We start from the raw sequence: 26695 nt of genomic DNA, 5'->3' as shown, positions 1-26695 counted from the left end.
CGGGGGCGTCCGACCTCGGTCGGGCGCCCCCGTCCTCATGGGTCCAGGTGCACCTCTTGGAGGTACTCCAGGGTCTCCGCCGGGCGAAGGGCCACCAGCCGTAGGTGGTCCACCAGGTTCTGGTAGCGGACCACCTCGTCCGGCTCCTCCAGGTAGATGCCGTCGGTGGTGGTCTCCAGGAAGACGACCGTGGGGTCGATGGGGTCGGGGAACTCCAACACCACGCACGAGCCACCGCTTCCGGGGTTGAGCCGGTCCGCGCGGGTCAGCTGCACGGTGACGTTGGGGCGCCGCGCCATCTCCAGGAGGTGCTCGACCTGGACGCGTTTGGTCCGCGGGTGGTCCTTCAAACGCAGGAGGGAACCCTCGTCGAAGATCGCCCACAGCCGGGGAGGATCCTGGTCCTCCAGGATGCGCTGACGGGTCATGCGGGCGTCGATGGCCCGCCGGATCTCCTGGGGGCCGGCCAGGCAGGCCTGGGCGTTGACCTTCATGTACTCGGGCACCTGGAGGAGCCCGGGGATCATGAGGGGCTGCCAGGTGGTGATCGCGCTCGCCTCGGTCTCGAAGCCGACGAAGCGCGCGGCCAGGACGTCGCGGTAGCGGGTCCACCAGCCGCGTTCCAGGGACTGGCGGCACAGGTCGAGGATCTCGTCGAACTCACGCCCGGGAGGAACCTCGCAGACTTCCAGGACCGCCTTGACCTCGGCGACCGTGGGCCTCTTCTTCACCCCCGACTCGATGTTGGAGTAGGTGGACTTGGACAGACCGGCGTCGGCGGCGACCTCTTCGCCGGTCTTGCGCGCGGCGAGCCGGATCCGGCGGAGTTCGGCGGACAGGCGGCGTCGCCGGATGGTGGGAGAGTACCTAGTGGCCATGATGGGGCTCATCGTAGAACCGGGAACGCCCGCCCTGTGGGGCAATCCGTGGAACCCGGAATCCAGGTCGTGATTCCGTCCCCGAAACCGGGATGTCGTCTTACGAGAGGTTGGATTCCAGAACCCGAACCCTCGAAGGCCTGCGAGACCTCCAATGTGCGACAATGTCGCATGCCGTGCACCACTGGCGACACTTTCACTCCACCGTGTCACATCAGCCTCTGGCGCAGCATCCCCCAGTACCGCCGAGAAGGCGGAGTTCAGAACAAGGGGCGGTCAACCTTGGGCATCGTTCGGCATTGTCGTATCATGCAGTCGACACCAGCCTGAATCGCGGAGTCCGTTCAGGTACGTGCACCAGCCACCCCTCCCCAACGGACGGAGCACCAGCCATGAAGGCCGACACCCACCGCGCCACACCCCTATACCGGAGCCACACCCGTGAGGAACTCACCCGCGGCACCTTCGACCTCCTGGTCATCGGCGGCGGCATCCTCGGGACCTCCGTGGCGTGGACCGCCACCCAGGCCGGACTGCGTGTGGCCATGGTCGACGCCGGCGACTTCGCCGGCGCCACCTCCAGCGCCTCCTCCAAGCTCGTGCACGGCGGACTGCGCTACCTTCAGACCGGCAACGTGCGCCTGGTCGCCGAGAACCACCGCGAACGTCGCTCGCTGGCCTCCGACGTCGCCCCGCACCTGGTCAACCACCGCCCCTTCCTCGTGCCCATCTACAACGACGGCCCGCACGGCGCCGCGAAGATGGGTGCGGGCGTCTTCCTGTACTCGGCGCTGTCGGCCTTCGGCGACGGCATGGGCCGGCTGCTCTCCCCCAAGCAGGCCAAGCGCCTGGCCCCGGGCCTGCGCACCGACGGGCTCAAGTCGGTGGCCGCCTACAGCGACCACCAGATGAACGACAGCCGCATGGCCGTCATGTCGGTGCGCGCGGCCGTGGACGCCGGTGCCGTGGTGCTCAACCACGCCGAGGTGCGGGGACTGCGCACCACCAGCGGTCGTGTCACCGGCGCCGAACTGCGCGACCGGGTCTCCGGCGAGGAGTTCGGCGTGGACGCGCGACTGGTGCTCAACGCCACCGGCCCGTGGGTGGACCACCTGCGTCGTATGGAGGACCCGAACGCGGCGCCCAGCGTGCGCCTGTCCAAGGGTGCCCACCTGGTGCTGAACACCCCGGACCCGTGGCGCGCGGCGCTGACCATCCCCGTGGACAAGTACCGGGTGTCCTTCGCGATCCCGTGGGAGGGTCACCTGCTGCTCGGGACCACGGACGAGGCCTACGAGGGCGACCCGGCCGACGTGGGCGTGGTCCCCTCCGATGTGGACCAGATCCTGAGCGAGGCGTCGATGGGCATCGACCCCTCCTACCTGGACCGTGATCGGATGACGTACTCGTTCGCCGGCCTGCGCGTGCTGCCGGGCGGCCCCGGAGACACCAGTTCCGCCAAGCGGGAGACCGTGGTCTCCCAGGGTCGCGGCGGGATGTTGTCGGTGGCCGGCGGCAAGTGGACCACCTACCGGCACATCGGTCGGACCGTGGTGGAGGCGCTGCGCAAGGTGTCGTCCGTGCCGCTGGGCGAGGGCATGGCCGACCCGCTGCGGACCGTTCCGCTGCCCGGTCTGGCCAGCCCCGACGCGGTCACCCAGCGGCTCATCATCGACCGTGAGCCGGGGGCACGCGTGGACCCGCTCGTCGCCCGACACCTGGCCACCCACTACGGGAGCCTGGCCATGGACATCGCGGCCCTGGTCCGCGACCGGCCGGAGCTGGGCGAGCGCATCCACCCGGACGGCCCGGACGTGTGGGCGCAGGTCGTCTTCGCCCGTGACCACGAGTGGGCGGTGACCGTCGACGACGCGCTGCGTCGCCGCACCACCGTGACCGTGCGCGGCCTGGACACCCCCGAGGTGCGCGAGCACACGGAGCGCCTCCTGGCCGGTTGATCCGAACGTCGAACGCCCCGACCGTCTTCCCCACGGCCGGGGCGTTCGTGTGTCCGGCGCCGTGCGCACGGCACGCGGACCCCGCGGACACAAAAAGAACACCCCCGGCGGGTGGTACCCGTCCGGGGGTGTTCGGCGACGTTCACGCCCCTGCTAAGCGGGGCGACGACGCTACGTCTGTGCGATCGTTAGATGGCGACGACGTTCTCGGCCTGCGGGCCACGGGTGCCCTCGACGATCTCGAACTCCACGCGCTGGTTCTCCTCCAGGTTACGGAAGCCCGAACCCTGGATGGCGCTGTAGTGAACGAAGGCGTCGGGGCCGCCGCCGTCGGGGGAGATGAAGCCGAAGCCCTTCTCGCCGTTGAACCACTTCACAGTTCCCTGAGCCATGTTCTCTCCTTCAGCTCGGTGTAACACGGACGCATACTCACGCCCGATAATTGCCGCGAGCCGACTCCATGAGAAACCGCCCGCCGGTCACAAACTCCGCGGGCAAGACACCAACTGCGAAATTCAACGACTAACAATCACCTTGAACGTACCACAGCCGGCGCCCCGAGTGAGGGTTTCGAGTGTGGCAACACACACGGCCCGCCGAGGAATACCGGCGGGCCGCATGGGGGTCCCGTGTTATTCAGGTGGCGATCACCGGAACGTCACATGATGCTCACAAAGAGGCCACAAGGGTGTCGTTGACGCACCTCAGGACAGGTGACGCCGACACCTTCCCCGGATCGAGGTCGGCGCCGCCGTGAACGGTGAACGTGTGCTCCTCCCCCGGCAACAAGGTCACCAGGGCGCTGTCCACGACGGCGTCCGGGGCGATCCTGTCGACGTTCAGGACCAGGTCCCGCAAGAGCACTCCGGCCCGCACCTTCACCCGCAAATCGGAACCAATGACCCGGGTTTCCACTTCGAATTCCGGTTTTCTGTACGCGATCTCGTGGTCTCGGGCGAAGAACCACCACGCGCGCTCGTCCGCCCCGTCGACGGTGATCACCTCACCGCCCGGCTCGCCGGACCGAGACACCTCCTCGGGCACCGGGACCCGCAGCGCGCCGCGCGGCGCCACCCGGACCGGGTGCGAGGAGGCCGCCAGTTCCGACCCCGTGGCGATGTCACGGCGCGTCACCGTCAGCTCCGTCACCCACTCGGTGTCGGTGTCGTTGCCCAGCACCACGGTCAGCCCGTCGTCGACGGGTTGGACCGTGGCGACCCGGTCGGCGTAGACGCGGCGCAGCGCGTACCACAGGGGTTTGCGCCTGCCCGCGCCGTCCACCGCCGCCCAGGAGGTGACCGGCCAGCAGTCGTTGATCTGCCAGACCACCGTGCCGGTGCAGTACGGCCAGGTGGAACGGAAGTGCTCGATGCCCACGGTCAGCGCCCTGGCCTGGTTCACCTGGGTGAGGTAGTGCCAGTCGTCGTAGGACCACTCACGGTCGCCGAAGTGCAGAGCGAGCCCGCGAGCGAGCTTGCCGTTGCCGTCGATCGCCTTCTGGTGGTGCAGCACACCCGGTGAGGTGGGGGTGAGCGGGTCGTCCGACACGGCCGCGCGCAGGGTCGCGTGGTTCGCCGGCGCCTGGTATCCGAACTCGGCGGCGAACCGCGGCCTGCGGTCCCGGTACACCGTGTAGTCCAGCTCGTTCCACACGTCCCACAGGTGCATGGTGCCGTGGGCGGGGTCGTTGGGGTGCACACCCTCGCCTTCGGAGTACGGGCTGCCCGGCCAGTAGGGGCGGGTGGGGTCGAGTTCGGCCACCACCCGAGGCAACAGGTCCAGGTAGTACCCGGCCCCCCAGGACCGCCCCGCCAACTTCTCCTTCCAGCCCCAGTCCTCGTGGCCCCAGATGTTCTCGTTGTTTCCGCACCACACCGCGAGCGAGGCGTGCGGGGACAGGCGGACGACCGCGTCTCGGGCCTCCGCCTCCACCTCCGACCACAGGGGCTCGTCCTCCGGGTAGGCGGCGCAGGCGAACAGGAAGTCCTGCCAGACCAGGACGCCGCGCTCGGAGCACACGTCGTAGAAGTCGTCCGCCTCGTAGATCCCACCGCCCCACACCCGCAGCAGGTTCATCCCGGCCCCGCAGGCCTGGTCGATCGCCTCCGTGTAGCGGGCCCGGTCCAGCCGGGAGGGGAAGGTGTCGTCGGGGATCCAGTTGGCGCCCCTGACCAGGATGTCGCGACCGTTGACACGGACCGCGAAGGCCGCCCCGTGCTCGTCGGGGGCGCTGTGCACCGCCACGTCGCGAAACCCGATCCGGCGTTCCCAGGTGTCCAGGACGACACCGGGCGCGGACAGTTCCACCGACAGGTCGTACAGGGGTTGGCCGCCGTGGCCGCGTGGCCACCACAGGTCGGGGTCGTTCACCTCCAGGTCGAGGGCGATCTCGTCCTCCCCTGCCGGGATCGTGACGGTCCCGGTGACTCCGGCGACCGACGCGTTCACCGTCAACACGGTGTCGTTCCCCGCCTCGGTGCGCTCCACGTTCAACCGCAGGGAGACCCTTCCCCGGGAGCCGTCCGCGGAGACCGAGACCAGCGGCCGCACCGACGCCAGACGCGCCGTCGACCAGGCGTGCAGGCGGATCGGCCGCCAGATCCCGGAGGTGACCACGGTCGGCCCCCAGTCCCAGCCGAAGTTGCAGGCCATCTTGCGGACGTACTGGTAGGGCTCGTCGTAGGCGGCGGGCACCGGCCCGAGACGGTCACGCTCGGCCTCGGCGCGCCGGTAGGGGGCGTCGAAACGCACCTCCAGCCCGGGGCTCGCCCCGGCCTCGCCCAGCGCCTCGGTGACGTCGAACCGGTACGACCGGTGCATGTTCGCGGTGCGCCCCACCTCGCGGTCGCCGACCCGGACGGTGGCGAAGGTGTCCAGTCCCTCGCACACCAGGTCGACGCGTTCGGCCGGCATGTCACCGGCCAGGGCGACGACCTCCGCCGCCAGGGGGCGGGTGTAGCTCCAGTCGGTGCGCCCGATCCAACCCAGACGGGTCTCGTTGTCGTCGAGGTAGGGGTCCTCGATCAGATCGTGGTCGAGCAGGTCGGTGTGGACGCAGCCCGGCACGGTCGCGGTGAGCCCCCCGGCCCCATGGAGCGCGGCGGCCGGTTCGGCGAGCGCGCCCTCATGGGGCGTCGCGGCCAGTGTCCAGCCGTCGTGCAGGTCGAACCACGCGGTCATGCGTGCTCCTCTTCCCTCTGTGTGCCACCGTCCCCCGAAAGAGGGGAGGGTCAGCGCTGATCGATTCCGACGAAGTGCCCCTGCTCCGCCTCCACCAGTGGGGCGGAGTCGTCGCCCTCGGCGACCACGGGCAGTTGGACGTCCTCGGGTGGGTCCGCGGCCAGTTCGGCGTCCACCTCGGCCCAGGTGCGGTGCAGTTGGGGCACGCACGAGAGCAGGTGACGGCTGTAGGGGTGCAGCGGGTTGTCGAACACCTGCTTCGTCGGGCCCATCTCGGCGATGGCGCCCTTGCGCAGGATCACCGACCGGTCGCTGACGTAGTTGCCCAGCGACAGGTCGTGGGTGACGAAGAGGATCCCCAGGCCGCGTTCCTTGAGGTCGGCCAGCAGGTTGAGCACGTCGATCCGGGTCGAGGCGTCCAGCATGCTGATGATCTCGTCGGCCACCAGCAGACGGATGTCCAACAACAGTGCCCGCGCGATGAGCAGTCGCTGCAACTGCCCGCCGCTGAGCTGGTGCGGGTACTTGTTCAGGACGTTCTCGGGGTCCAGGCGGACCGTCCCGATCACGTCCAGGACCTTCTTCCGCCAGTCGGCGTCGGAGACGCCCGGGAAGTAGGAGGAACGGATCATCTCGAAGACCCGGTCGGCCTTGAAGATGGGGTTGAAGGAGCTGAAGGGGTCCTGGAAGACGCCCTGCACGTGGCGGTAGTACTCCTTCTTCTCGGCGAACCCCCTCAGGCGGGTCACGTCCTTGCCTTCGAAGGTGATGCTGCCCTGGCTGGGATTGGTGAGGCCCAGCACCATCTTGCCGATGGTGCTCTTGCCGCTACCGGACTCACCGATCAGCGACACCACCTCGCCCGGTTCCACCACCAGGTTCACGTCGCGCACCGCGCGCAGCTTGGCGCCGCCGAACGCGCCCACCCGGTACACCTTGTGCACATGGCTCAGTTCCAGCACGGCGCTACCTCCCCGTCTTCCAGCAGGCGGCCCAGTGGCCGGGTTCGATCTCCACCAGCGGCGGCGTCTCGGAGCACTCCTCCGAGGCGATGGGGCACCGGGCCTTGAACCGGCAGCCGGTGGGCGGGTCGAGCAGTCCGGGCGGGGTGCCCGGGATGCCCTCCAGGCGGGTGTCGGCGGTGGTGGATCCCACCTCCGGCAACGCGCCGATGAGCATCTTGGTGTACGGGTGCTGTGGGTCGTTGATGATCGTGGAGGCCGGCGCCTTCTCCGCGACCCGGCCCGCGTACATCACCATGACCGTGTCGGCCATCTGGTAGACGAGCGAGATGTCGTGGGTCACGAAGATCATGCTCTTGATGAAGCCCCGGTCACGGAACTCCACCATGGACTCCACCACCGAACGCTGGGTGGACACGTCCAGGGCCGAGGTGGCCTCGTCGGCGATGAGCAGGGACGGGTCGAGCAGGGTGGACATCACCATGACCACGCGCTGCTTCATGCCGCCGGACAGCTCGATGGGGAACCGGTCGAGGACGTCGGGGTCCAGGCCCACCAGTTCGAGGCGGCGGCGCAGTTCGTCGGCGATCTTGGCCGGTTTCACCCCTCGGGCCTTCAGGAGCTCGTTGATCATCCGCCCGATCTTGCGGGTGGGGTTGAGGGCGCTCATCGCGTACTGCGGGATGAGCGAGATCTCGTGGTACCGGTAGGGGTTCATGGCGTCGTCGTCGGAGATGGGCAGCTTCTCGCCGTCCAGCTCGACGGTGCCGTCGACGTGCCGCATCCGGTTGTCCAGCCGGATCAGGCTCTTGCCGAGGGTGGTCTTGCCACAGCCGGACTCACCGGCCAGGCCCATGATCTCCCCGTCGGCGAGGTCGAAGCTCACCCCGTCGAGGGCGTGGACGTCCCCGCGCAGGGTTTGGTAGTAGACCTTCAGGTCGTTGACGCGGAGTGTCATCACAGCTCCCGCAGCTTGGGGTTGAAGACCTCGTCCAACCCGACGTTGAGGATGTACATCGAACCGACGATCGCGGTGATCCCGGCACCCGGCGGGAGGAACCACCACCACATGCCGAGTTGTAGGGCGCTCCACTGCATGGAACTCTCCAACATCATGCCGAGGGAGACACCATTGGTGGGGCCCAGACCGATGAAGTCGAGTCCGGCGGCGATGAGGACGGCCCCACCGAACATCAGGATGAACGACATCACCAGGTAGGAGCTCATGTTGGGCGCCATCTCGGCGGTGATGATCCGCCAGGTGCGCCGTCCGCTGAGCCGGGCCAGGTCCACGTAGTCGCGGTTGGCCAGGGTCAGCGCCTGGGAGCGGACCGCTCGCGCGGCCCAGGGCCAGGAGGTCAGACCGATGAACAGGCCCTGTGTGAAGAGACCCTGGACGTCCAGGTAGGCCACGGCCACGATCAGCACGACCATGGCGGGCAGCACCAGCACGACGTTGGTGATCATGTTGAGGATCTCGTCGATAATCCCGCCCTTGTACCCGGCGACGAATCCGACCGTGGTGCCGATGACGAAGGCGATGCCGCCGCCGAGGAAACCGATGATGAAGGTCGAACGCACTCCGTAGACGAACTGGGCCCACACGTCCTGACCGAACGTGGTGGTGCCGAACCAGTACTCGCCGTTGGGCGGCTGCGTCTGCGGACCGACGTACTGGTTGGGGCCGTGGTCGACGAACAAGGGCCCGACGAGGCCGAGCAGCAGGAAGCCGAGCACGATGCTCAGCCCGATGAGGAGCTTGGGGTTGCGCCGGGCGAAGTGCAGGGTCTCGGAGACCTTGCGCTCGGCGACCGGTTCGGGGGCGGTGCCGGAATCGGCCGACCCCGGCGCTCCGGGAACGTTGGTCATGACGCGCCTCCCGTCATCTGCACGCGCGTACGCGGGTCGACCAGGACGTAGATGATGTCGATGATGAAGTTGGCGATCAGCACGCCCACGACCACGAACAGGAAGACCCCCTGGAGCAGGAAGAAGTCGCGGCTGTTCAGGGAATCGAGGATCAGGCTGCCGAGGCCGGGGTAGTTGAAGACGATCTCGGTGAGCAGGGCGCCGGCGATGACCGTGCCCAGCTGCACGGCCAGACCGGTGATCTGCGGGAGCATCGCGTTGCGGAACGCGTAGCGGCGGATCAGTTTCCGGGGCGCGCCCAGGGACTTGAGGTAGTTGGAGTAGTCCGCTTCCAGCTCGTAGATGATGAGGTTGCGCATGCCGATGGCCCAGCCGCCCAACGCCACGACGAACATGGACAGGAACGGCAGCACCCAGTGGGTGATCAGGCTGGAGATGAACAGCCAGCTGAACTCCGGGCGCAGGGAGAAGCTGTAGCCGCCGGAGGTGGGGAAGACCCCGGCGACGATGCCCAGACTCCAGGCGAGCAACAGCGCGAGCCACATGTACGGGGTCGCGGTCAGGACGTAACCGACCGGCAGGAGCGTGTTGTCCAGGATCTTGCTACGGGCGGCGAAGGCCCCGAAGCGGTTGCCGATGATCCAGCTGAGGAGGATGGCGGGCAGCAGCAGCGCGAGTGTGTAGGGCACCGCGCGCATGATGACGTCGGTGACCTCCTGGGGGTACAGCATCACGCTGATGCCGAGGTCACCCCGGAACAGTCCGGCCCAGAAGGCGAAGTACTGCTCGTACAGGGGCTTGTCGAGGCCGAAAACCCCGTTGTAGTAATCGGTCATGCGGGCGAGCGCGTCGGGGTCGTCGACCGCCGCGCGGGTGAGCATGCTCCGGACGGGGTCGCCGGGCATGAAGCGGGGGATCATCCAGTTGATGGTGACCGCGACGATGAACGTCAGCAGGTAGACGAAGGACTTACGTCCGATGTAGCGCCACACACGTTCCTCCTGGTGATGGCGATGGGCGGTCGAGTACCCCCGTCGAGGTGCCGGGGCACCGCGACGGGGGCGGGTTCACGGAGCGCTCCCAGGGCGGAAGCGCTCCCAGGGGCCTACTCGGCGGCGGGTTCGATCGCCGCGAGGGTCTCGATGAAGCCCAGCTCGTACCAGCCCTCCCAGAGGACCGCGGGGGTGGCCAGGTCGCCGTCCTCACTGGGCCAGTTGGTCCAGTTCGCGTTGCTGACCTGCGCCCACTGGCCGTTGTACCAAAGCGGGATGGTGGGGAGTTCCTCCAGGTAGATCTCCTGGATCTGCGAGCTCACCTCGGCCATGCCCTCGGTGTCGTCCGCGGGGACGGCGGCGAGCTGCTGGGTGAGGTCCCACGCCTCCTCGTTCTCGTAACGGTGGAAGTTCACCGTCGTCTGCTCATCGCGGATGGGCATCTGGAAGAGGTATTCGTAGTAGGTCCACGGCGTGTTGCTCAGCTGCCGGGCGTTGTTGATGACCAGGTCGTACTCACCGCTGTTACGGTTCTGGTTCAGCAGGTCCTCGTCGGGGAACTCGGCCTCGATGTTGATGCCGACCTCCTGGGCGTCCTGGGCGATGAGGCGCGCGGCCTCCATCCAGTCGGTCCAGCCGGAGGGGACCGCCAGGGTCAGGGAGATGGGCTCACCGTCAGGGGTCTCGACGAAGCCGTCACCGTCCTCGTCCAGGTAGCCGGCGTCCTCCAGGAAGGCCACGGACTCGTCCTTGTCGTGGCTGAAGCCCGCCTCCTCGACCAGTTCGTGGTCGATGTAGTCGTCCCACTCGGGGAGCAGACCGGTGGGGCTGGCGGCCTCGACCAGGTTGGAGTAGGGACCCTCGATGATCTGATCGATGTTGATCGCGTGGGCCAGCGCCTGGCGGAAGGCCGCGTCGTCCAGCGGGGCGACGTCGTGGTTGGGGATCAGCCACGCGGTGTTGGCGCTGCGCATGTAGGGCGGGCCGTCGTAGTAGCTGGTGATCAGCTCGTTGCTCTCCAACACCTGGTCGATGCCGGGCAGGAAGTTGTTGGACAGGTCGACCTCGCCCTGGGTGAGCATGCCCAGGGTGACGTCGTTGGAGGCGTTGACGATGTCGACGACGTAGCGGGCGTCCATGGTGAGGTCGAGCGCGTCGGTGCCCCACCAGTCGTCGTTGCGCTCCCAGATCATGCGCTCGTCGTCGTGCGACTCGTAGCCGTAGGGGCCGGTGCCGACAGGGTTCTCGTTGGCGCCCTCGACGATCTGGGTCTCCTCCATGTCGGCCCAGATGTGGTCCGGGACGATCGGGTTGGAGTAGGCCCAGTTCATCCACTCCTGGGCACGGGGCTCGGAGAAGTTCACCGTGACGGTCTGCTCGTCGGTGGCCTCGACGGACTCGACGTAGTCCCAGACCGTGCTGTAGGGAACGCCGTCCACCTTGCCCAGTTCGAGGGTGGTGACGACGTCCTGGGCGACCAGGGGCTCACCGTCGTTCCAGGTGATCCCCTCGCGCAGGTTGATGACGTGGGTCTGCTCGTCGGGCCACTCGTCGCCCTCGGCGAGCCAGGGGACGTACTCCCCGGACTCGGGGTCGTAGTGGAAGAGCGACTCGTAGACCATGCCGATCGTGCCGACGGCGAAGTTGCCGCGCATCATGGGGTTCCAGCTGGTCGGCGGACTCCAGGCGGTACCCGTGGTGTACAGGGTCTCCTCCCGGGGATAGCTGCCACCGTTGGCGGACCCGCCTTCGTCCGAACAGCCGGTGGCGATGAGCGCCACCGCCGCAAGGGCGGCGGGAAGTCTCAGAGATTTCATCTCGACTCCTCCTTCGACCCGGTCGGCCCTTTTCAGGGGGGAAGCCGATTCCTGAGAGGAAGGCTGGGAGCGCTCCCAGTAGTGAGCGCGAAGGGCCGTTACTGAACCGGGTAAGTGAGGTCCACAACAGCATGCCCGGACGAAGCCCGTCAATCCCCGTCACTTCGGTGTTATCCGCTTGTAACAGGCATGTCGACCCGAAGACACACCGAGAAGACCGGCACTGAACCGGTTCCGTGCACGCCGTCGGGCCACCATCCTCGTTCAAGGGGTCAAGGGGCCCGTGCTCCCCCGGGGTTGGAGCTCGCCCAACGGGGTCTCCCGATCCTCGACGCGCTCCCCCGCCAGGAGTCGGTTGAGCATCTCGGCCACTATGCGACCGTGACCGAACACGTCACGGCTTATAGCGGTGAGCGAGGGGCGCACCAGACGACACAGCGCGGAGTCGTCCCAGGCCACGATGGACAGCTGCGAGGGCACCTTCACGCCCATCTCCGAGGCCACGCCCAGGCCCGCCAACGCCATCAGGTCGTTGTCGTAGACCAGCGCGGTGGGCGGCTCGGCGGCGGCGAGCAGTCGCCGCGTGGTGCGCCCGCCGGCCTCCCCGGTGTAGTCGGCGTGCACCGTGCGCGCCTCCTCCAGGCCCGCTCGGCGAGCGGCCTCCTGGAAGGCGAGGGTGCGGTCGCCCGTGTGCACGAAGTCCTCGGGGCCGGCCACCCGAACGATCCGGCGATGGCCCAGCGCGGCCAGGTAGTGCACGACCTCGCGCACCGAGGCGCCGTCGTCGGTGTACAGGCACGGCAGCCCGCCGGTGCCGCCCGGCCCGCCCAGGACGACCGCGGGCAGCGGCAGGACGCCCATGGCCTCGGGACGGGGATCATCCACCCGCAGGTCCACTATGACGACGCCGTCGACACGGCGTTCGGCGGCCCAGCGGCGGTAGACAGCGAGCTCGGAGCCGATGTCCTCGGCCACCTGGAGCATCAGGTCTATGCCGGCGGCCGCGAGCTCGGTCTCCACTCCCGAGACCAGTTGCATGAAGAACGGTTCGATCCCGAGGGATCGGGCGGGTCGGTCCACCACCATGCCGATCGCGCCGACCCGCCCTCCCGGGGCGAGTGCTCGGGCGGGGTTGCTGGGAGCCCAACCGAGGTCGCTGGCGATCGAGAGGATCCGTTCCCGCGTGGTCTCGGACACTCCTGGGCGGCCGTTGAGGGCGTAGGAAACCGCCCCTTTGGACACGCCCGCCGCCTTGGCGATGTCCATGATCGTCGGGCGCCTCATCACAGACCCCAAGCCGCCTCCCCATTACTTCACGTACTGAACCGGTTCAGTCACCGAGAGGGGATTGTAACCCACGCGCATACGGCGTGGTCCAGGGAGTTTCCCGACTGTGACGGATGTGACGGGTGGGACGGGTGGGACGGAGGGTTCGGGAGAGGCTCAGGGCTGGCATCCGGGGCACCAGTACAGGGTGCGTCCGGCCAGTTCCGAGGAGGCGATCGGCGAGGAGCACACCCGGCAGGGCTCACCGGTCCGGTAGCACACGTAGAGGGTGTCGGGCCGGGGCACGGGGTGGGCGTCGGGATCGGGACGGTCCTCGGGTCGGGTGGTGATGATGTAGCCGTCCCGCACCCCGTCACGCAGCAGGACGGACAGGTCCTCCCACAGGGTGTCCCACCGTTCCCGGCCCAGTTCCCTACCGGGGGTCAGGGGGTCGATCCCGGCACGGAACAGGGACTCGGCGCGGTAGATGTTGCCGACGCCCGCGATGACGTCCTGGCGCATCAGCAGCGCGGCGATGGTCGTACGCGAGCGCGAGATCATCCCCCAGGCCCGGTCGGGGTCGGCGTCGGGGCGCAGGGGGTCCGGACCCAGCCGGTTCTGGACGGCGTGCTTGTCGTCGGTGGTGATGACCTCGCAGGCCGAGGGGCCACGCAGGTCGGCCCAGCCACCGGTGTTGACCAGGCGGGCGCGGACGGCCCCCACCGGAGCGGGCGGAACGACGAAGCCGTCGGGGTCGCGCTCCAGTTCGAGCCGATCCGCGCCTGGGGCCCGTGGTGCGCCCAGGTGACGTTCACCGTCGACGTCCCCGAAGGTCCAGGCGCCGTAGAGGCCCAGGTGGACGCGGAGCCACTCGCCCGAGTCGAAGCCCAGGAAGAGGTGCTTTCCGTGGGCCTCGCTCTCGACCAGGACCCGCCCGTCGACGCGCGCGGCCCCGTCGGAGAACCTGCCCTGGGGGCTGGTGGCGCGCACGGCGCCGCCGCCGAAGACCTTGTCGAAGTGTGTGGCCAGCCGGTGCAGTGTGTGTCCCTCGGGCACCCGAGTCTCCCCTTCTTCGCCCGCGGCATCGCCTGGCCTGTCGGGCGAACCAGGGTGATTCGGGCATGTGCGCGTGGCCTCCCAGGATAGGTGGGGCACGGGCCGGGGCGGACCGGGATCCGGGCGGCGGGGGCCGGGGTCAGCAGGCGGAGAGGATCTCCTCGACCAGGGCGCGCGGGTCGGCCAGGCAACGCCAGGCGGGGACGACCACGACGAGGTCGTCGGTGGCCCCGTTGAGGGCCTCGCCGCGGGCCAGGAGCCGGCGTAGCGCGGGACCGTCGGGCTCGCGGTCGAGCAGGAGCACCACCCTGCGGGCTCCGTAGCGAACGAGCAGGTCGGCGGCATGACCGTGCAGTCGTGGCGCGACGGTGACGTCGGTGCCGGCGGCGCGCAGGGCGTCGACCAGGGCGGCGCCGGCCGGATCGACGGGTGTGGCCACGGTGCCGGTGGTCGTGGCCCCGGCGATCAGGTCGGCGAGGGGCCCGTCGCCCTGGGCCCAGTGGGATCGATCCCCCACCACCACGAGCCGACGTCGGGTCCGGGTGAGGATCGACGCCCACAGGTGGCTCATCCGGCGCACCCGGCGTTCGGCGATGGCGGACCCGCCGGTGGTGAGCATCGGGGACAGCAGGGTGACGTCGTTGGTACCGCCGCCCTCCGTCAGCAGGTCCGGGCCACCGACCCGGACGGGTCGGCGCAGGACGCGTTGGCGCAGCAGCCGGCGGACCAACGCCACCTGGGGTTGCAGGGGTGCGACCACGGCCAGGGTGTGCCCTTCGGGGAGTTCCCGATCGAGCTCGTCGACCACCACGGCGACCCGATAGGCCTCGTCACGGTTGATGTAGGAGGACCCCGGCGCGGCCTCGCACTCGCCGGTGACGTCACGCCAGTCGAAGACGGGACCTCGGGCGGGTTCGGGTTCGGTGATCACCGAGACCCGTCCCCCGTAGCAGTGGCGTGCGGCGACGGTGGCCAGGGCTTCGGGGGCACCCCGGTGCTCGTCCAGCCACAGCATGGGCGGAGCGGCCTTGTAGGCGGCGCGCAGGGCCGAGCCGGCACCGTAGCGCAGGGCTCGGTCGTCGAGAAGGTCGGGAACGAGCCCGGCGGTGGCCAGGGCCCGGCGTTCCTCCTCGGGTTCCAGGGCGGTGAGCGGCCCGGGGTGCGCGGGGTCGCCGAGGACGACGGCGCGGTCGGCCCGGTAGAGGACGGGCAGGAGTTCACCGACCCGGGTTCGTTCGGCTCCCGCCACGATCACCAGGTCGAACAGGCCGGCCTGCGGAGGCAGGGCACGGACCTGGTCGGTGCGGCAGACCCAGGCCGGTAGGGCTCCGAGGAGTCCGGTGAGTCCGGTGAGTCCGGTTCGGCCGCCGCCGTGGTGCCAGTTGAGGGTCTCCAGGCGGTTCTCGATGACGGCGCGACCGCGCCAGAGCCGGAGTTCGGTGTTCGCGGTGAGACGCTGCGCCCCGGCGCGCCGGTGGTCGTGGAGGGCGCGGGCGAGATCGTCGGTGAGTTCGGCCAGGGGCGCGCTGCGGGTACGGCGGTCCACGGCCTCGCGCCAGTCGCTTTCCAGGCGGGCCACGGCGCACAGTTGGGCCAGACTGTCGGGATCGGTGGTCACGCCGAGTTCGCGGCGGATCGCGGAGCGGTGGGACAGGCCGCCCAACCCGCCGGCGGCCGCGCGTTCGGCGCGGTGCAGCCAGTACTCGGGGCCGCCTCGTTCGGGGGTGAAGAAGGTGTCGGGGTCCCAGCCGCGGGCGATGCTGCGGCCTCGTTCCTCGGCCAGGTGGGCGAGGGCGTGGCCACCGGAGGCCATGGTGTCCATGGCCTCCCACACCTGGCGGACCCGGTTCCAGGCGTCGGTGAGGTCGTCGGAGCGGTCCGGGTCCTCGTCGTCGGGGGTCATCGTGACGGGGACGGCCCCCGTGTGCCGGCCCAGGACCCTGGTGAGCAGGCGTGCCTCGGCGGCGCGTCGTCCGTGGTCACCGGCCCGGATGACGGGGTGGCCGGGGTCGGTGTCGGCCCGGCGCAGGACCGCCTCGACATCGGCTTCGGTACACGCGCACACCAGGACGCGCTGCCCGGCGGTGACGGCGGTGCGAACCATGGCGTCCACGAGGTCGTAGGCACCGGACCCGGGCGGGGCGGCGACCACGGTGAGCTGCTCGCGCATGGCCGAACCCAGTGCCCGATATCGGGGCTGGGACAGGGCGGTGGCCGAGACCGGGACGGGCACGGTGGAAGCGGTGGCCTCGGCGGTGCCCTGGGCTCGCCGACCGGTGGCGCGACGCCGTCGACCCCGGGCCGGTCGGTCCCCGTCCGTTCCCTGGTCACGGGCGAGCTTGCCACCGAAGGGGCGTGCTCCGAGGAGGGACTCCAGGGCGGTGCCACCGATGGCGTCGGGGTCCAGACCGTCCCGGTCGGTGGGGTCGAGGTCGGCCAACAGACCCTCGACACTGCCGGGTTCGGGTTCCTCGATCTCGGGTCGGCCGCCCGGACCGGCGCGGAGGAGCACCGCGGTGTTGTGCGCGCCGACGTTCAACGTGCGGGGCAGACCGCGGGTGCCGAGCGGGGCGATGTCGTCGACGCGCTCGATCTCCAGGCGGGTGAGCAGGGTGCGCACCTTCGCGGCGAGGTCGGCGACGGCGGCCGGCCGGTGGACCGTGTCGGGCGCCCCGGCGCGCAACCTGGTGCGCAGTTCGAAGAGGTCCTCGGGGTCGGTGATGCCCAGGCGGGCCAGCAGGGCGATGTTGACGTCGGGTGGGCCGATGGCCCGGACCAGGGGCACGTCACCGGCCCCGAGCCGCTCGCCGCCCCCCCTGGTGTCGTACTCGTCGACGACCCGGACGTCCACGGTGAGCAGTGGCAACGTCACCCGCGCGTCGATCTCGTCCGCCGGTTCACCGGGCAGGACGACGAGGGGGTAGCCGTAGCGCAGGGCCTGACCATGGCGACCGGCGAGTCGTGTGACACGGGCGCTCTCGTGGTGCAAAGGCAGGGTGTCCCTGGCCCCGCTGAAGAGCAGTTCCGGACCGGCCGGCAAACAGGAGCAGGTGTCGGACTCCAGGTGTTCGGCGCGCACCACGTGGCCGTGGACCGCCTCCCGGTGCAGACAGGAGCGCAGGTAGGCCAGGAACGAGCGGACCTCGCCCTGGTCGACGGGGGGCTTCCAGCGCAGCGAGGCCGTTCCCACCCCGACGCCCTGGGCGCCCGTGTCGCCGACCGTTCCGCCCACGGTGGTGTGGGTACCGGCCGGTCCGCTCCGTGCCTCGTCTCGCAGTGACCTCACAGCGTCCCCCTGAGCATCCGACCCTCTTGTGATCAGATGATTACTCCCCGCCATCAGGTCCCATTGTGGTGCATTCCGCGCGCGTCCACCCTCGGAATGATCGAACCCGCGACGACTATCACTCAGGGTGACGCACCCGCTCGTTCAGGGCCGGGCTCGCCCTTCGCGGACACGGAGGGAGATCCACAGTTCCGTGCGGTGATCGGGGTCGTCGAGGTCGCCCGGGAGCAGCTCCCGGATGCGTTTCATCCGATAACGCAGGGTGTGCCGATGCACCCCCAGTCGTTCGGCCGCGGCGTCCCAGCGGCCCGAAGCGGCGAGGTAGGCACGGAGCGAGGCGAGCAGTTCGGCGGCGTTGCGCTGACGGTCGAGGGGGGCGAGGAGATCATCGGCCAGCCGGGTCCCGGCGGGGGTCTCCAGCAACCCGAGCAGACCGCCGGGCAGGTCGCCGGAGCGCACCGGACCGCGTCCCTCGTCCACCGACACGGCCAAGGCCCGTTCGGCCTGGGCGCGGGCCACGGCCAGTTCGGCGTAGGACACCGGCTCGCTCAGTCCCACGCCCCCGTCGAAGAGTTCGTCGAACACCTCGGGAAGCCGGTCGAGGATTTCGGCCGAGGCCAGCAGCAGTGTGCCGGTGGCCGGGCCGGCGGAGGGGACGTCCGCGGCGTCGGTGGTCAGGAGCCCGTCCGGGAGCGGCCCCTCCGGTGGCGGACCCTGCACGGCGACCGCCACCACCGGTTCGTCGGGCAGGGCGCGACGCAGGGCCGCCGCACCCGTGTGCGCGGGGTCCAGGGCCCCGTCGAACAGCGCGGCCACCACCCCCGGCGCGATCCCGGACCCGCCCTCCGTGGTCGGGCGTTCCAGTTCCAGGGACAGCAGCGACACCGCGGCGTTGACCAGGGTGCGGTCGTGCGAGCCGAACCCCCTGCGGGAGCCCACCGCGAGGAAGCCGCGCACCCGACGACCGATGGCCAGGGACTGCAGGGCCACGTGCTCGTCGTCGGAGACCACCGAGACTCCGGCGCGGGGACCCGCCCCGCGCAGCCGGGGCAGTTCGGCGGCCGACCGGCGAGCGTGCTCGGCGGCCCGGGCGGGGGCGGCGTGTCGAACCGAACCGTCGGGTTCCAACAGCAGCACCCACCCGTCGAGCTCGCGGGCCAACCGTTCGACGACGGCGCCCGCTCCGCGCAACGCGGCCCGGGCAAGTTCCCGCTGAGCACCGAAGGCCCTGGTCAGACCCTCATACTCCTCTTGGGCCAGCAGCCGCGATACCTCCTTGCCGACCGCGATGAAGGGTGTCTCCCGCGCCACCTCCACCAGGGTCACCCCGAACTCCTCGGCGGCCATGCGCAGCTCGTCGGGGGTGTGCTCGAAGACGACGTCGGCGCCGAACCCCAACCCGGCGATGTCGCGCTCGGCCAGGCGGCGCACGTAGTCGCGCAGGTCCCGTGGATCCTCCACCCAGCCCACCCCGGTGGTGAGCACCAACTCTCCCCCGGCCAGGTACGGGGTGGGGTCGGTGAGTTCGCTGACCGCGACCCACTCCACCCTGCGGTGCAGCCCTTCCTGCCCGGTGAGCAGGCGCAACCGCAGCTTGGGCGTGCGCAGCAGGGCTCCCAGTGTCGGTGGCATCGCGCCTCCCCCTCGTTCGACCACCCCGTCGATCCGCACCCCGCCGCAATGGCACAGGGCACCGCTTCGATTATCCACTGTGTCCATGTGTGTCGGGTTCCACCCGGCCTATGGTCTGTTCCATGGACCACCGGGGGTCGCCCGTTCGGGCGCCGTCAGGGTTCTGCCCCCAGGCGTCCGGACACGCCGAATCGAAGCGCAGGCGCGAAACCGACACCACTCGCTGTCAGGCGAGTCACCGGCGTCCACCCCGTAGAACCGACCCCCGCAAGGAGGCAGCCGTATGGCCACGACCGAGGTCGTCCAGTCCCGTCGGATCGTCACCGAGATCCCCGGCCCTGGATCCAGGGCCATCCAGGAGCGTCGCAGCGCCGCCGTCGCCCAGGGTGTGGGCAGCACCCTGCCCGTCTACGTCGAGCGCGCGGGCGGTGGGATCATCGAGGACGTGGACGGCAACGCGCTCATCGACTTCGGGTCGGGCATCGCCGTGACCAACGTCGGCAACGCGGACCCGCGCGTGGTCGAGCGGGCCGCCGAACAGATGGGCCGGTTCACCCACACCTGCTTCATGGTCAACCCGTACGAGGCCTACGTCGACGTGTGCGAGGCCCTCAACCGGGTCACCCCGGGTGACCACGAGAAGCGGTCCATCCTGCTGAACTCGGGCGCCGAGGCGGTGGAGAACGCCGTGAAGATCGCGCGCAGCGCCACCGGACGCCAGGCCGTCGTGGTGTTCGACCACGCCTACCACGGCCGCACCAACCTCACCATGGGCCTGACCGCCAAGAACATGCCGTACAAGCACGGGTTCGGTCCGTTCGCCGGCGAGATCCACCGGATGCCCATGGCCTACGCCTACCGTTGGCCGACCGGACCGGAGAACTGCGGTCCCGAGGCGGCCGCCGCCGCGATCGACCAGATCACCAAGCAGGTCGGCGCCGAGAACGTGGCCGCGATGGTCATCGAGCCCATCCAGGGCGAGGGCGGGTTCATCGAGCCGGCGCCCGGTTTCCTGCCCGCGCTTGTGGAGTACTGCCGCGCCAACGGGATCGTGTTCGTGGCCGACGAGGTGCAGACCGGTTTCGCCCGCACCGGGGACATGTTCGCCTGTGACCAGGAGGGGATCGTCCCGGACCTGATCACGACGGCCAAGGGCATCGCGGGCGGGCTGCCGCTGGCCGCGGTGACCGGTCGCGCCGAGCTGATGGACGCCGTGCACGGCGGTGGCCTGGGCGGCACCTACGGCGGCAACCCCGCGGCGTGCGCGGCCGCCCTGGCCTCACTGGAGGCGATCGAGTCGGGTGACCTGGTGGGGCGCGCCCGGGAGATCGGCGAGCTGATGCTGGGTCGGTTGAACACCCTGGCGCGCAAGTTCGACGTGGTGGGCGACGTGCGCGGTCGCGGCGCCATGATCGCGATCGAGCTGGTCAAGGACCGTAAGGAGCCGAACCCGGAGGCGGTGGCGAAGGTGCTGAAGCACTGCCACGCCCGCGGCCTGGTGCTGCTGAGCGCGGGCACCTACGGCAACGTGATCCGGATGCTGCCGCCCCTGGTGATCGGTGACGACCTGCTCCATGAGGGCCTGGACCTGCTGGAGGAGGCCCTGGCCGACCTGTAGGGATCGGCCGGGTCAGCCCTGGTCGCGGACCGAGTCCAGCGACAGCAGGGCGACGTGCAACGACAGGCACGTCTCCACCGATTCCAGGTCGACGTCCAGCACCGAGGAGATCCGCCGCAGCCGCTCGTAGAAGGCGGGCCGGGACAAATGCGCCCGGCTCGCCGCCAACGCCTTGTTGCGGCCCGCGCCGAGGTAGTGGCGGAGCATGTCGGTCAGGTCGTCGCCGCGACGGGCGTCGTGGTCCAACAGCGACCCCAGCTCGCGTTCCACGTAGGTCTGCAGACGCTCGTCGTCGCGGAACAGGTGCAGTAGCCCGCGCAGGTGCAGGTCGGGAAGTCGGTAGAAGGGGCGCCGCTCGCCCTGTTTGAGGGCCACGTCCCCCACCTGCCGAGCCTCCAGGAAGGATCGGCGCACCGTGCGGATGTCGTCGGTCTCCGATCCCACGGCCAACACCACGGCGTCGCCCAGTCTGGCGTGCACCCGGTCGGCCAGTCGGCTCAGGGTGGTGTCCAGCCGTTGGCCGGCGGGCAGGGCCAGCAGGATCCCCACCCGTAGGTCGTCCAGGGAGCCCACCAGCGCGGGCAACCGCAGCTCCCGACAGGCCCGGGCGGCGCCCTCGGCGGTCTCGGACAAGCGGGCCTGCGCGGCCAGCCCGGTCCCGCCCTCCCGCAGGCGCAGCACCAGCCCCACGAGTTCACGTCCGTTGAGCGGCACCCCCACGGCGCGGGCGCGTACCAGGGCCTCCTGCGGGTCGGAGTAGGAACGATCGATGATGCCGGCGATGATCGTGCGGTGGGTCTGGCGTTCCAGGCTCTCCTGGTGGCGTTCCAGTAGACGGCCCAGGGCCAGGGTGGTGGCGGCGCGTTCGATGAGCATGGTCTGGCGGGCCGTGGGGGTGGCGCCGACGATGAGGATCAATCGCCCCCAGTCCTGTCCGCGCGCGCCCACGGTGGTGACCAACCAACCGGTGGTGGGCGCGTGCACGGTGCGGTCGCCCGAACGGACCGACCGTGAGCGGCTCTCCCAGGAGGTGAGCAGGGTTCCGGGTTCCTCGCCGTTGAGGTCGCAGGCCAGGACCTGATGGGTGAGGTTCTCCAGGACGACCGGGCAACCGGAGAGCCGGCCGACCTCCCGCAGGATCTGGACGGCGTCGGCGCCCTCGACGGACAGCCGGGTGAAGACCGAGTGGAGCTTCTCGGACTCGCGCAGTTCCTCCACCTGTTCGTTTACCACCCGGATGTGCACGGCCTCGGTGATCTCGACGAACCGCGCCTCGCGGTCGAGCAGGACGACCGGGACACGGGCGTCCTCGGCCGCGTCGAGGAAGGCCTTGGGGAGTTCGGCGTGGTACTTGCGGCCGAGCTCGACGGCGAGGCCGCTCACCCCGGCGTCGGCGAGGTCCTCGATGTAGCGGCGCAGCGCGGCGGGGTCGTCGGGCATGGCGATGCCCGTGCTGAGGACGAGTTCACCACCGCGCAACAGGTGGGCCAGATCGGTGACCTCGGCGACGTGGACCCAGCGCACCGGAACGTCCAGGTACTCGGAGCCGGCGACCACTCGGGGGCGTGCGCGCTGTAAGGCCGGGAGCCTCAGTACTTCGGCGAGGGTGGGGAGCACCTCGTCAGTGTAGAACGTGGGCCACACCCAGGGCGGTTTACACTATGTAAAGCCGACCAGCATGATGTCAACATGCTGAGCCTGGTCAATTCCGTGGGCGCTGGGAAGACTGAGGGCATGTCGGAACTCCTTGCGCGCCACCGCGCGGTCATGCCCTCCTGGATGCCCCTGTACTACGAGAACCCGATGGAGATCGTCGGAGGTAAGGGCGCCCGTGTCACGGACGCCGAAGGCCGTACCTACCTGGACTTCTTCACCGGCATCGTGACGAACATGCTCGGCTACGACGTCCCCGAGGTCCGTGAGGCGGTCGAACGTCAGATCGCCAAGGGCGTCGTGCACACGTCCACGCTGTACCTCATCCGCTCCCAGGTGGAGCTGGCCGAGAAGATCTCCCGACTGTCCGGCATCCCCGACGCCAAGGTGTTCTTCACCAACTCCGGCACCGAGGCCAACGAGACCGCGTTGCTGCTGGCCACCCACGCACGCGGCAGCGACGAGGTGCTGGCCCTGCGCGGCAGCTACCACGGCCGGTCCTTCGGCACCGTGGCGGTCACCGGGAACAAGGCGTGGAAGAACTCCTCACTGTCCCCACTGAACGTGCACTACCTGCACGGCACCGACCACGCCTCCCCCGCCTTCCGACACCTGACGGAGCAGGAGTACATCGACGTGTGCGTGGCGGACCTGCGCGACGTCCTCGACACCACGGCGCCCAACGTGGCCTGCCTCATCGCCGAACCGATACAGGGGGTGGGCGGCTTCGCGATGCCACCGGACGGCCTGTACGCGGCGTACAAGGAGGTCCTGGACGAGCACGGCATCCTGTTCGTCTCCGACGAGGTACAGACCGGGTGGGGGCGCACCGGCACGAGCTTCTTCGGGATCGGGAACCACGGGGTGACCCCGGACGCGATGACGTTCGCCAAGGGCCTGGGCAACGGGTTCGCGGTGGGCGGCGTGGTGGCGCGCGGCGACCTCATGGACGGGCTCCCGGCGCTGGGGGTGGCGACCTTCGGCGGCAACCCGGTGTCCATGGCCGCGGCCGGCGCCACCCTCGACCACGTGCTCGAACACGACCTGCAGGGCAACGCGCTGCGGCAGGGCGGCACCATCATCGACGGGCTGCGGGCCCTGCGCGAACTCTCCTGCGTGAAGGACGTGCGCGGCAAGGGGCTGATGTTCGCCATCGAGATGGTCGACCCGGCCACCGACGCGCCCTCCTCCGCCCTGGCCGGGCGGGTGCTGGAGGCCTCCCGCGAGCGCGGGCTACTGGTGGGCAAGGGCGGCGTGCACGGCAACGTGCTGCGGATGGCCCCTCCGATGAACCTGTCCACCGAGGAGGCCGCCGAGGGACGCGACATCCTGCTGGACGCCGTCCGCGCGGTAGCCGACCAGGCCTGACACGACCCCCCCGGGAGGAAGAGGAAGCATGAGCGAACACGTCACGCATTGGATCGGCGGGACCGCCCACGAGGGCCCCGCGAAGCGGACCGGGGACGTCTACGACCCGGCGTCCGGACGGGTCCGCGGCACCGTGGACCTCGCCGGCCCCGAGGAGGTCGACGCCGCGGTGGCCGCCGCCAAGAAGGCGTTCCCCGGCTGGCGGGACACCTCGCTGTCCAAGCGCGTCCAGATCCTGTTCCGGTTCCGCGAGCTGCTGCGCGCCGGCTCCGACGAGCTGGCCCGGCTGGTGAGCGCCGAGCACGGCAAGGTCTTCTCCGACGCCCGGGGCGAGGTGGCCCGCGGACTGGAGGTCGTGGACTTCGCCTGTGGCATCCCCCACCTGCTCAAGGGCGGCTACTCCGAGAACGTGTCCACGGGTGTGGACTCCTACTCGATCCTGCAGCCCCTGGGCGTGGTCAGCGGCATCACCCCGTTCAACTTCCCCGCCATGGTGCCGATGTGGATGTTCCCGGTGGCGATCGCCTGTGGCAACACCTTCGTGCTCAAGCCCAGTGAGAAGGACCCGTCGGCGGGTTCCTTCCTGGCCCGGCTGTGGCGGGAGGCCGGGTTGCCCGACGGCGTGTTCAACGTGGTGCACGGCGACAAGGTCGCGGTGGACGCGATCCTGGAGCACCCGGACGTCGCCGCGGTCAGCTTCGTGGGCTCCACCCCGATCGCGCGGTACGTCTACCGAACCGCGGCCGAACACGGCAAGCGTGTGCAGGCGCTGGGCGGAGCGAAGAACCACATGGTGGTGCTGCCCGACGCCGACCTGGACCTGGCCGCGGACTCGGCGGTCTCCGCCGGGTTCGGTTCGGCGGGCGAACGGTGCATGGCCATCTCCGCGGTGGCGGTGGTGGACTCGGTCGCCGACGATCTGCTGGAGCGGATCAAGGAGCGTGTGGCCCGGCTACGGGTGGGGCCCGGCGACGACGAGCGCAGCGAGATGGGGCCGTTGGTGACCCGCGAACACCGGGACAAGGTCGCCTCGTACCTGGAGTCGGGGGTGCGCGAGGGCGCGACCCTGGCGATCGACGGTCGGGCGCACCCGGTCCCGGACGGTGACGAGGACGGCTTCTGGTTGGGTCCCTCCGTGCTGGACCACGTGGGGCCGCGGATGGCCTGTTATCGGGAGGAGATCTTCGGTCCGGTCCTGAGCGTCGTGCGCGTGGCCGACTACAACGAGGCCGTCGAGTTGGTCAACGACAACCCGTACGGCAACGGAACGGCGATCTTCACCAACGACGGCGGTGCCGCGCGGCGCTTCCAGAACGAGATCGAGGTCGGCATGGTGGGCATCAACGTGCCCATCCCGGTGCCCATGGCGTACTACTCGTTCGGGGGTTGGAAGCAGTCGCTCTTCGGTGACTCGCACGCCCATGGCACGGAGGGTGTTCACTTCTACACGCGAACGAAGGCCGTCACCGCCCGTTGGACCGATCCGAGCCGACGCCCCGAAGGAGGCGTCGACCTGGGCTTTCCCACCAATGGCTGACGAACTTCACCGAAATACGGCATGGATGTCTCTCACTGACCGTCGATGATGGGCCACACGGAGTATCGTTGACACCGACGCCCTACGGGGACGTGGCCGTCGGGCCACGTGTGTCACGAGAACCATCCTGGAGAAGGCGCGCTCAATTCCCCTCCTCCCCATGGAAGCGGGCGCGTCGACGGACGCGCTCCGGGTCCTACTTCTCCCCCTGGACCCGGGGCGCGACCGTCCGCTGACCACCCGAAGGCGGCACACCGATCAGTGTGCGGCGAACAACGGCTCGGGGACGGGCTGGTGCCCGATGATCCCCGCGCATTCGTCGCACCCGAACACCCGGGTCCCATCCGGCAGCTCACCGAGCTCCCGACGAGGCCGGGGCCACTTGACGTGGCAGACGACGCAGGCATCCCCCATGCACTGCGCCAGGCTCAGCCAGGTCGGGTCGTAGACGTAGCTGTCGGGTGCGGCGGCAGCCTGCATGACTGGTTCACACATCGTGCTCGTTCCGCGCAATGTCCCTGCTCCCCCCGTGGTTTAGGACAGTCTGGCGGGCCGATAGTTACCGGCTCTTAATTGAATCAGAAGCTCGCGGTGTCCGGAAGGGCCCGGACCGATCTAAATCACTCCGTGCAGGTAAATCATAACCCTAAGTGATCAACCCTGTGAAGCCCTAGGGCGAGGGCTGGACATTCATACGTTCTGCCCGAAATGTACGCCCGATCCCGTGGGGGACTCAGGCCTCCGCGCCCGGGGGACACCGAGAATCGGCGCGTCGCGCGGGCCGGATTGGTGACACGGGCCGCTTCCACACGCTCGGCCGAAACCCCGGCGGTGGCGACCTCGAACACCCGCCCCCCATGGGCACGGACCACCCCGAAAGCGCCCCGAGCGCACGCCCGGGAGGGAGAACCCCCTTGCCGGCAGACTGAACAACCGTTTAATGTATTGAACATGAGTTCAGCCCCGCGAGACGACCTCACCGCCCGAGCCCGCATCCGCGACGCGGCCCTGGCCCGCTTCGGCCGGGACGGCTTCGGTGTCTCCGTACGCGCCATCGCGGAGGAGGCCGGGGTCTCCCCCGGCCTGGTCATCCACCACTTCGGCAGCAAGGAGAAACTGCGCGCGGCCTGCGACGAGCACGTCCTGCGGCTCACGGCGGACACCAAGGGCGAGGTCGTCACACGGATGTCGGCGACCCACTTCCTCCAGCAGTTGGCCGAGGTGGACGGCTACGGAGACGTCTTCGCCTACCTGATGCGCTCGCTCCAGTCGGGTGGGCAGGTCGCGTCGGCCCTGTTCGAGCGCATGGCCGGGGACATCGAGGCCTACCTGGCGGAGGGCGAGCGCGCGGGCACGATCAGGCCCAGCCGCGACCCGGCGGCCCGGGCGCGCTACGCCGCCTCCATGTCGCTGGGATCCCTGATGCTGCACACGACCATGCGCCCCCAGGACGCCGACCGGGATCCGTCCACCGTTCTGCGCGAGTGGATCGACGCCTACATGCTCCCGGCCCTGGAGCTGTACACCGAGGCGCTGCTGCTGGACAGCACCTTCCTGGACGCCTTCGCCGCCCACCGCGACGACCCTCCCGCCAACGACCACTGAGCACCGAACCGAATCGGA

At 69.7% G+C, this 26695-nt stretch carries 19 protein-coding genes; 5 read left to right on the top strand and 14 right to left on the bottom strand.

Features of this window, described 5'->3' with window-relative positions; all coding sequences use genetic code 11:
* Positions 1 to 35: 35 nt before the first annotated feature.
* Entirely contained in the window at positions 36 to 890 is an 855-nt protein-coding gene (locus ACWGSK_RS05575) for a helix-turn-helix domain-containing protein (RefSeq protein ID WP_358503067.1), read from the bottom strand.
* Between the two features lie 380 nt (positions 891 to 1270).
* On the opposite strand from ACWGSK_RS05575, the gene ACWGSK_RS05570 reads away from it, so the two are divergent.
* On the top strand, positions 1271 to 2836 hold the full coding sequence (locus tag ACWGSK_RS05570) for a glycerol-3-phosphate dehydrogenase/oxidase (protein ID WP_358503070.1): 1566 nt from the start codon (positions 1271 to 1273) through the stop codon (positions 2834 to 2836).
* A gap of 188 nt (positions 2837 to 3024) precedes the next feature.
* Here ACWGSK_RS05570 and ACWGSK_RS05565 read toward each other — a convergent pair whose 3' ends face one another.
* The 11 genes from ACWGSK_RS05565 to ACWGSK_RS05515 form a co-directional block, all read right to left on the bottom strand.
* On the bottom strand, positions 3025 to 3228 hold the full coding sequence (locus ACWGSK_RS05565; protein WP_067601566.1) for a cold-shock protein: 204 nt from the start codon (positions 3226 to 3228) through the stop codon (positions 3025 to 3027).
* Between the two features lie 277 nt (positions 3229 to 3505).
* Positions 3506 to 6016 (bottom strand): glycoside hydrolase family 2 protein, encoded by a 2511-nt coding sequence (locus ACWGSK_RS05560; protein WP_452455292.1) that lies wholly within the window; start codon positions 6014 to 6016, stop codon positions 3506 to 3508.
* A 50-nt stretch (positions 6017 to 6066) separates the two neighbouring features.
* Complete coding sequence (locus tag ACWGSK_RS05555) at positions 6067 to 6978, bottom strand: ATP-binding cassette domain-containing protein (RefSeq protein ID WP_452455291.1); 912 nt, start codon at positions 6976 to 6978, stop codon at positions 6067 to 6069.
* A 4-nt stretch (positions 6979 to 6982) separates the two neighbouring features.
* Positions 6983 to 7936 carry an ABC transporter ATP-binding protein gene (locus tag ACWGSK_RS05550; protein ID WP_358503079.1) on the bottom strand — a complete coding sequence of 318 codons (954 nt, stop codon included), beginning with the start codon at positions 7934 to 7936 and terminating at the stop codon, positions 6983 to 6985.
* On the bottom strand, positions 7936 to 8847 hold the full coding sequence (locus tag ACWGSK_RS05545) for an ABC transporter permease (RefSeq protein ID WP_358503082.1): 912 nt from the start codon (positions 8845 to 8847) through the stop codon (positions 7936 to 7938). Before ACWGSK_RS05545 ends, ACWGSK_RS05550 begins: the two co-directional genes overlap by 1 nt.
* Positions 8844 to 9839 carry an ABC transporter permease gene (locus tag ACWGSK_RS05540; protein ID WP_358503085.1) on the bottom strand — a complete coding sequence of 332 codons (996 nt, stop codon included), beginning with the start codon at positions 9837 to 9839 and terminating at the stop codon, positions 8844 to 8846. The genes ACWGSK_RS05545 and ACWGSK_RS05540 overlap by 4 nt, the downstream gene beginning before the upstream one ends.
* A 113-nt stretch (positions 9840 to 9952) precedes the next feature.
* On the bottom strand, positions 9953 to 11656 hold the full coding sequence (locus ACWGSK_RS05535) for an ABC transporter substrate-binding protein (RefSeq protein ID WP_358503088.1): 1704 nt from the start codon (positions 11654 to 11656) through the stop codon (positions 9953 to 9955).
* A 264-nt stretch (positions 11657 to 11920) separates the two neighbouring features.
* The gene (locus ACWGSK_RS05530; RefSeq protein ID WP_358503091.1) at positions 11921 to 12940 is read right to left on the bottom strand and encodes a LacI family DNA-binding transcriptional regulator; all 1020 of its coding nucleotides are present in this window, start codon (positions 12938 to 12940) and stop codon (positions 11921 to 11923) included.
* 159 nt (positions 12941 to 13099) lie between these two features.
* Positions 13100 to 13978, bottom strand: coding sequence for an Fpg/Nei family DNA glycosylase (locus tag ACWGSK_RS05525; RefSeq protein WP_358503093.1), 879 nt, complete (start codon positions 13976 to 13978; stop codon positions 13100 to 13102).
* Positions 13979 to 14117: 139 nt separating this feature from the next.
* The gene (locus tag ACWGSK_RS05520; RefSeq protein WP_452455290.1) at positions 14118 to 17264 is read right to left on the bottom strand and encodes a DNA helicase; all 3147 of its coding nucleotides are present in this window, start codon (positions 17262 to 17264) and stop codon (positions 14118 to 14120) included.
* A gap of 144 nt (positions 17265 to 17408) precedes the next feature.
* Positions 17409 to 18896, bottom strand: a complete 1488-nt coding sequence (locus ACWGSK_RS05515; RefSeq protein WP_358503099.1) for a PucR family transcriptional regulator — start codon at positions 18894 to 18896, stop codon at positions 17409 to 17411.
* Positions 18897 to 19179: 283 nt separating this feature from the next.
* Between ACWGSK_RS05515 and gabT the strand changes: the two genes are divergently transcribed.
* On the top strand, positions 19180 to 20514 hold the full coding sequence (gene gabT, locus ACWGSK_RS05510; RefSeq protein ID WP_452455289.1) for a 4-aminobutyrate--2-oxoglutarate transaminase: 1335 nt from the start codon (positions 19180 to 19182) through the stop codon (positions 20512 to 20514).
* A gap of 12 nt (positions 20515 to 20526) precedes the next feature.
* Here gabT and ACWGSK_RS05505 read toward each other — a convergent pair whose 3' ends face one another.
* Positions 20527 to 22131 carry a PucR family transcriptional regulator gene (locus ACWGSK_RS05505; protein ID WP_358503105.1) on the bottom strand — a complete coding sequence of 535 codons (1605 nt, stop codon included), beginning with the start codon at positions 22129 to 22131 and terminating at the stop codon, positions 20527 to 20529.
* Between the two features lie 117 nt (positions 22132 to 22248).
* On the opposite strand from ACWGSK_RS05505, the gene ACWGSK_RS05500 reads away from it, so the two are divergent.
* Together ACWGSK_RS05500 and ACWGSK_RS05495 are read left to right on the top strand one after the other, a co-directional pair.
* Positions 22249 to 23535 carry an aspartate aminotransferase family protein gene (locus tag ACWGSK_RS05500; RefSeq protein WP_452455288.1) on the top strand — a complete coding sequence of 429 codons (1287 nt, stop codon included), beginning with the start codon at positions 22249 to 22251 and terminating at the stop codon, positions 23533 to 23535.
* Positions 23536 to 23563: 28 nt separating this feature from the next.
* Positions 23564 to 25072: a CoA-acylating methylmalonate-semialdehyde dehydrogenase gene (locus ACWGSK_RS05495; protein WP_358503111.1), complete on the top strand. Its 1509-nt coding sequence runs from the start codon at positions 23564 to 23566 to the stop codon at positions 25070 to 25072.
* A 258-nt stretch (positions 25073 to 25330) separates the two neighbouring features.
* Here ACWGSK_RS05495 and ACWGSK_RS05490 read toward each other — a convergent pair whose 3' ends face one another.
* Positions 25331 to 25567, bottom strand: a complete 237-nt coding sequence (locus tag ACWGSK_RS05490; protein ID WP_358503114.1) for a hypothetical protein — start codon at positions 25565 to 25567, stop codon at positions 25331 to 25333.
* A gap of 456 nt (positions 25568 to 26023) precedes the next feature.
* Here ACWGSK_RS05490 and ACWGSK_RS05485 point away from each other — a divergent pair, with 456 nt between their 5' ends.
* Positions 26024 to 26677: a TetR family transcriptional regulator gene (locus ACWGSK_RS05485; protein ID WP_452455287.1), complete on the top strand. Its 654-nt coding sequence runs from the start codon at positions 26024 to 26026 to the stop codon at positions 26675 to 26677.
* Positions 26678 to 26695 lie beyond the last annotated feature (18 nt).

Source organism: Nocardiopsis sp. NPDC055551 (assembly GCF_053619415.1).
The sequence above is the reverse complement of the archived record's forward strand: the minus strand, read 5'-3'. Positions and strand labels throughout refer to the sequence as shown.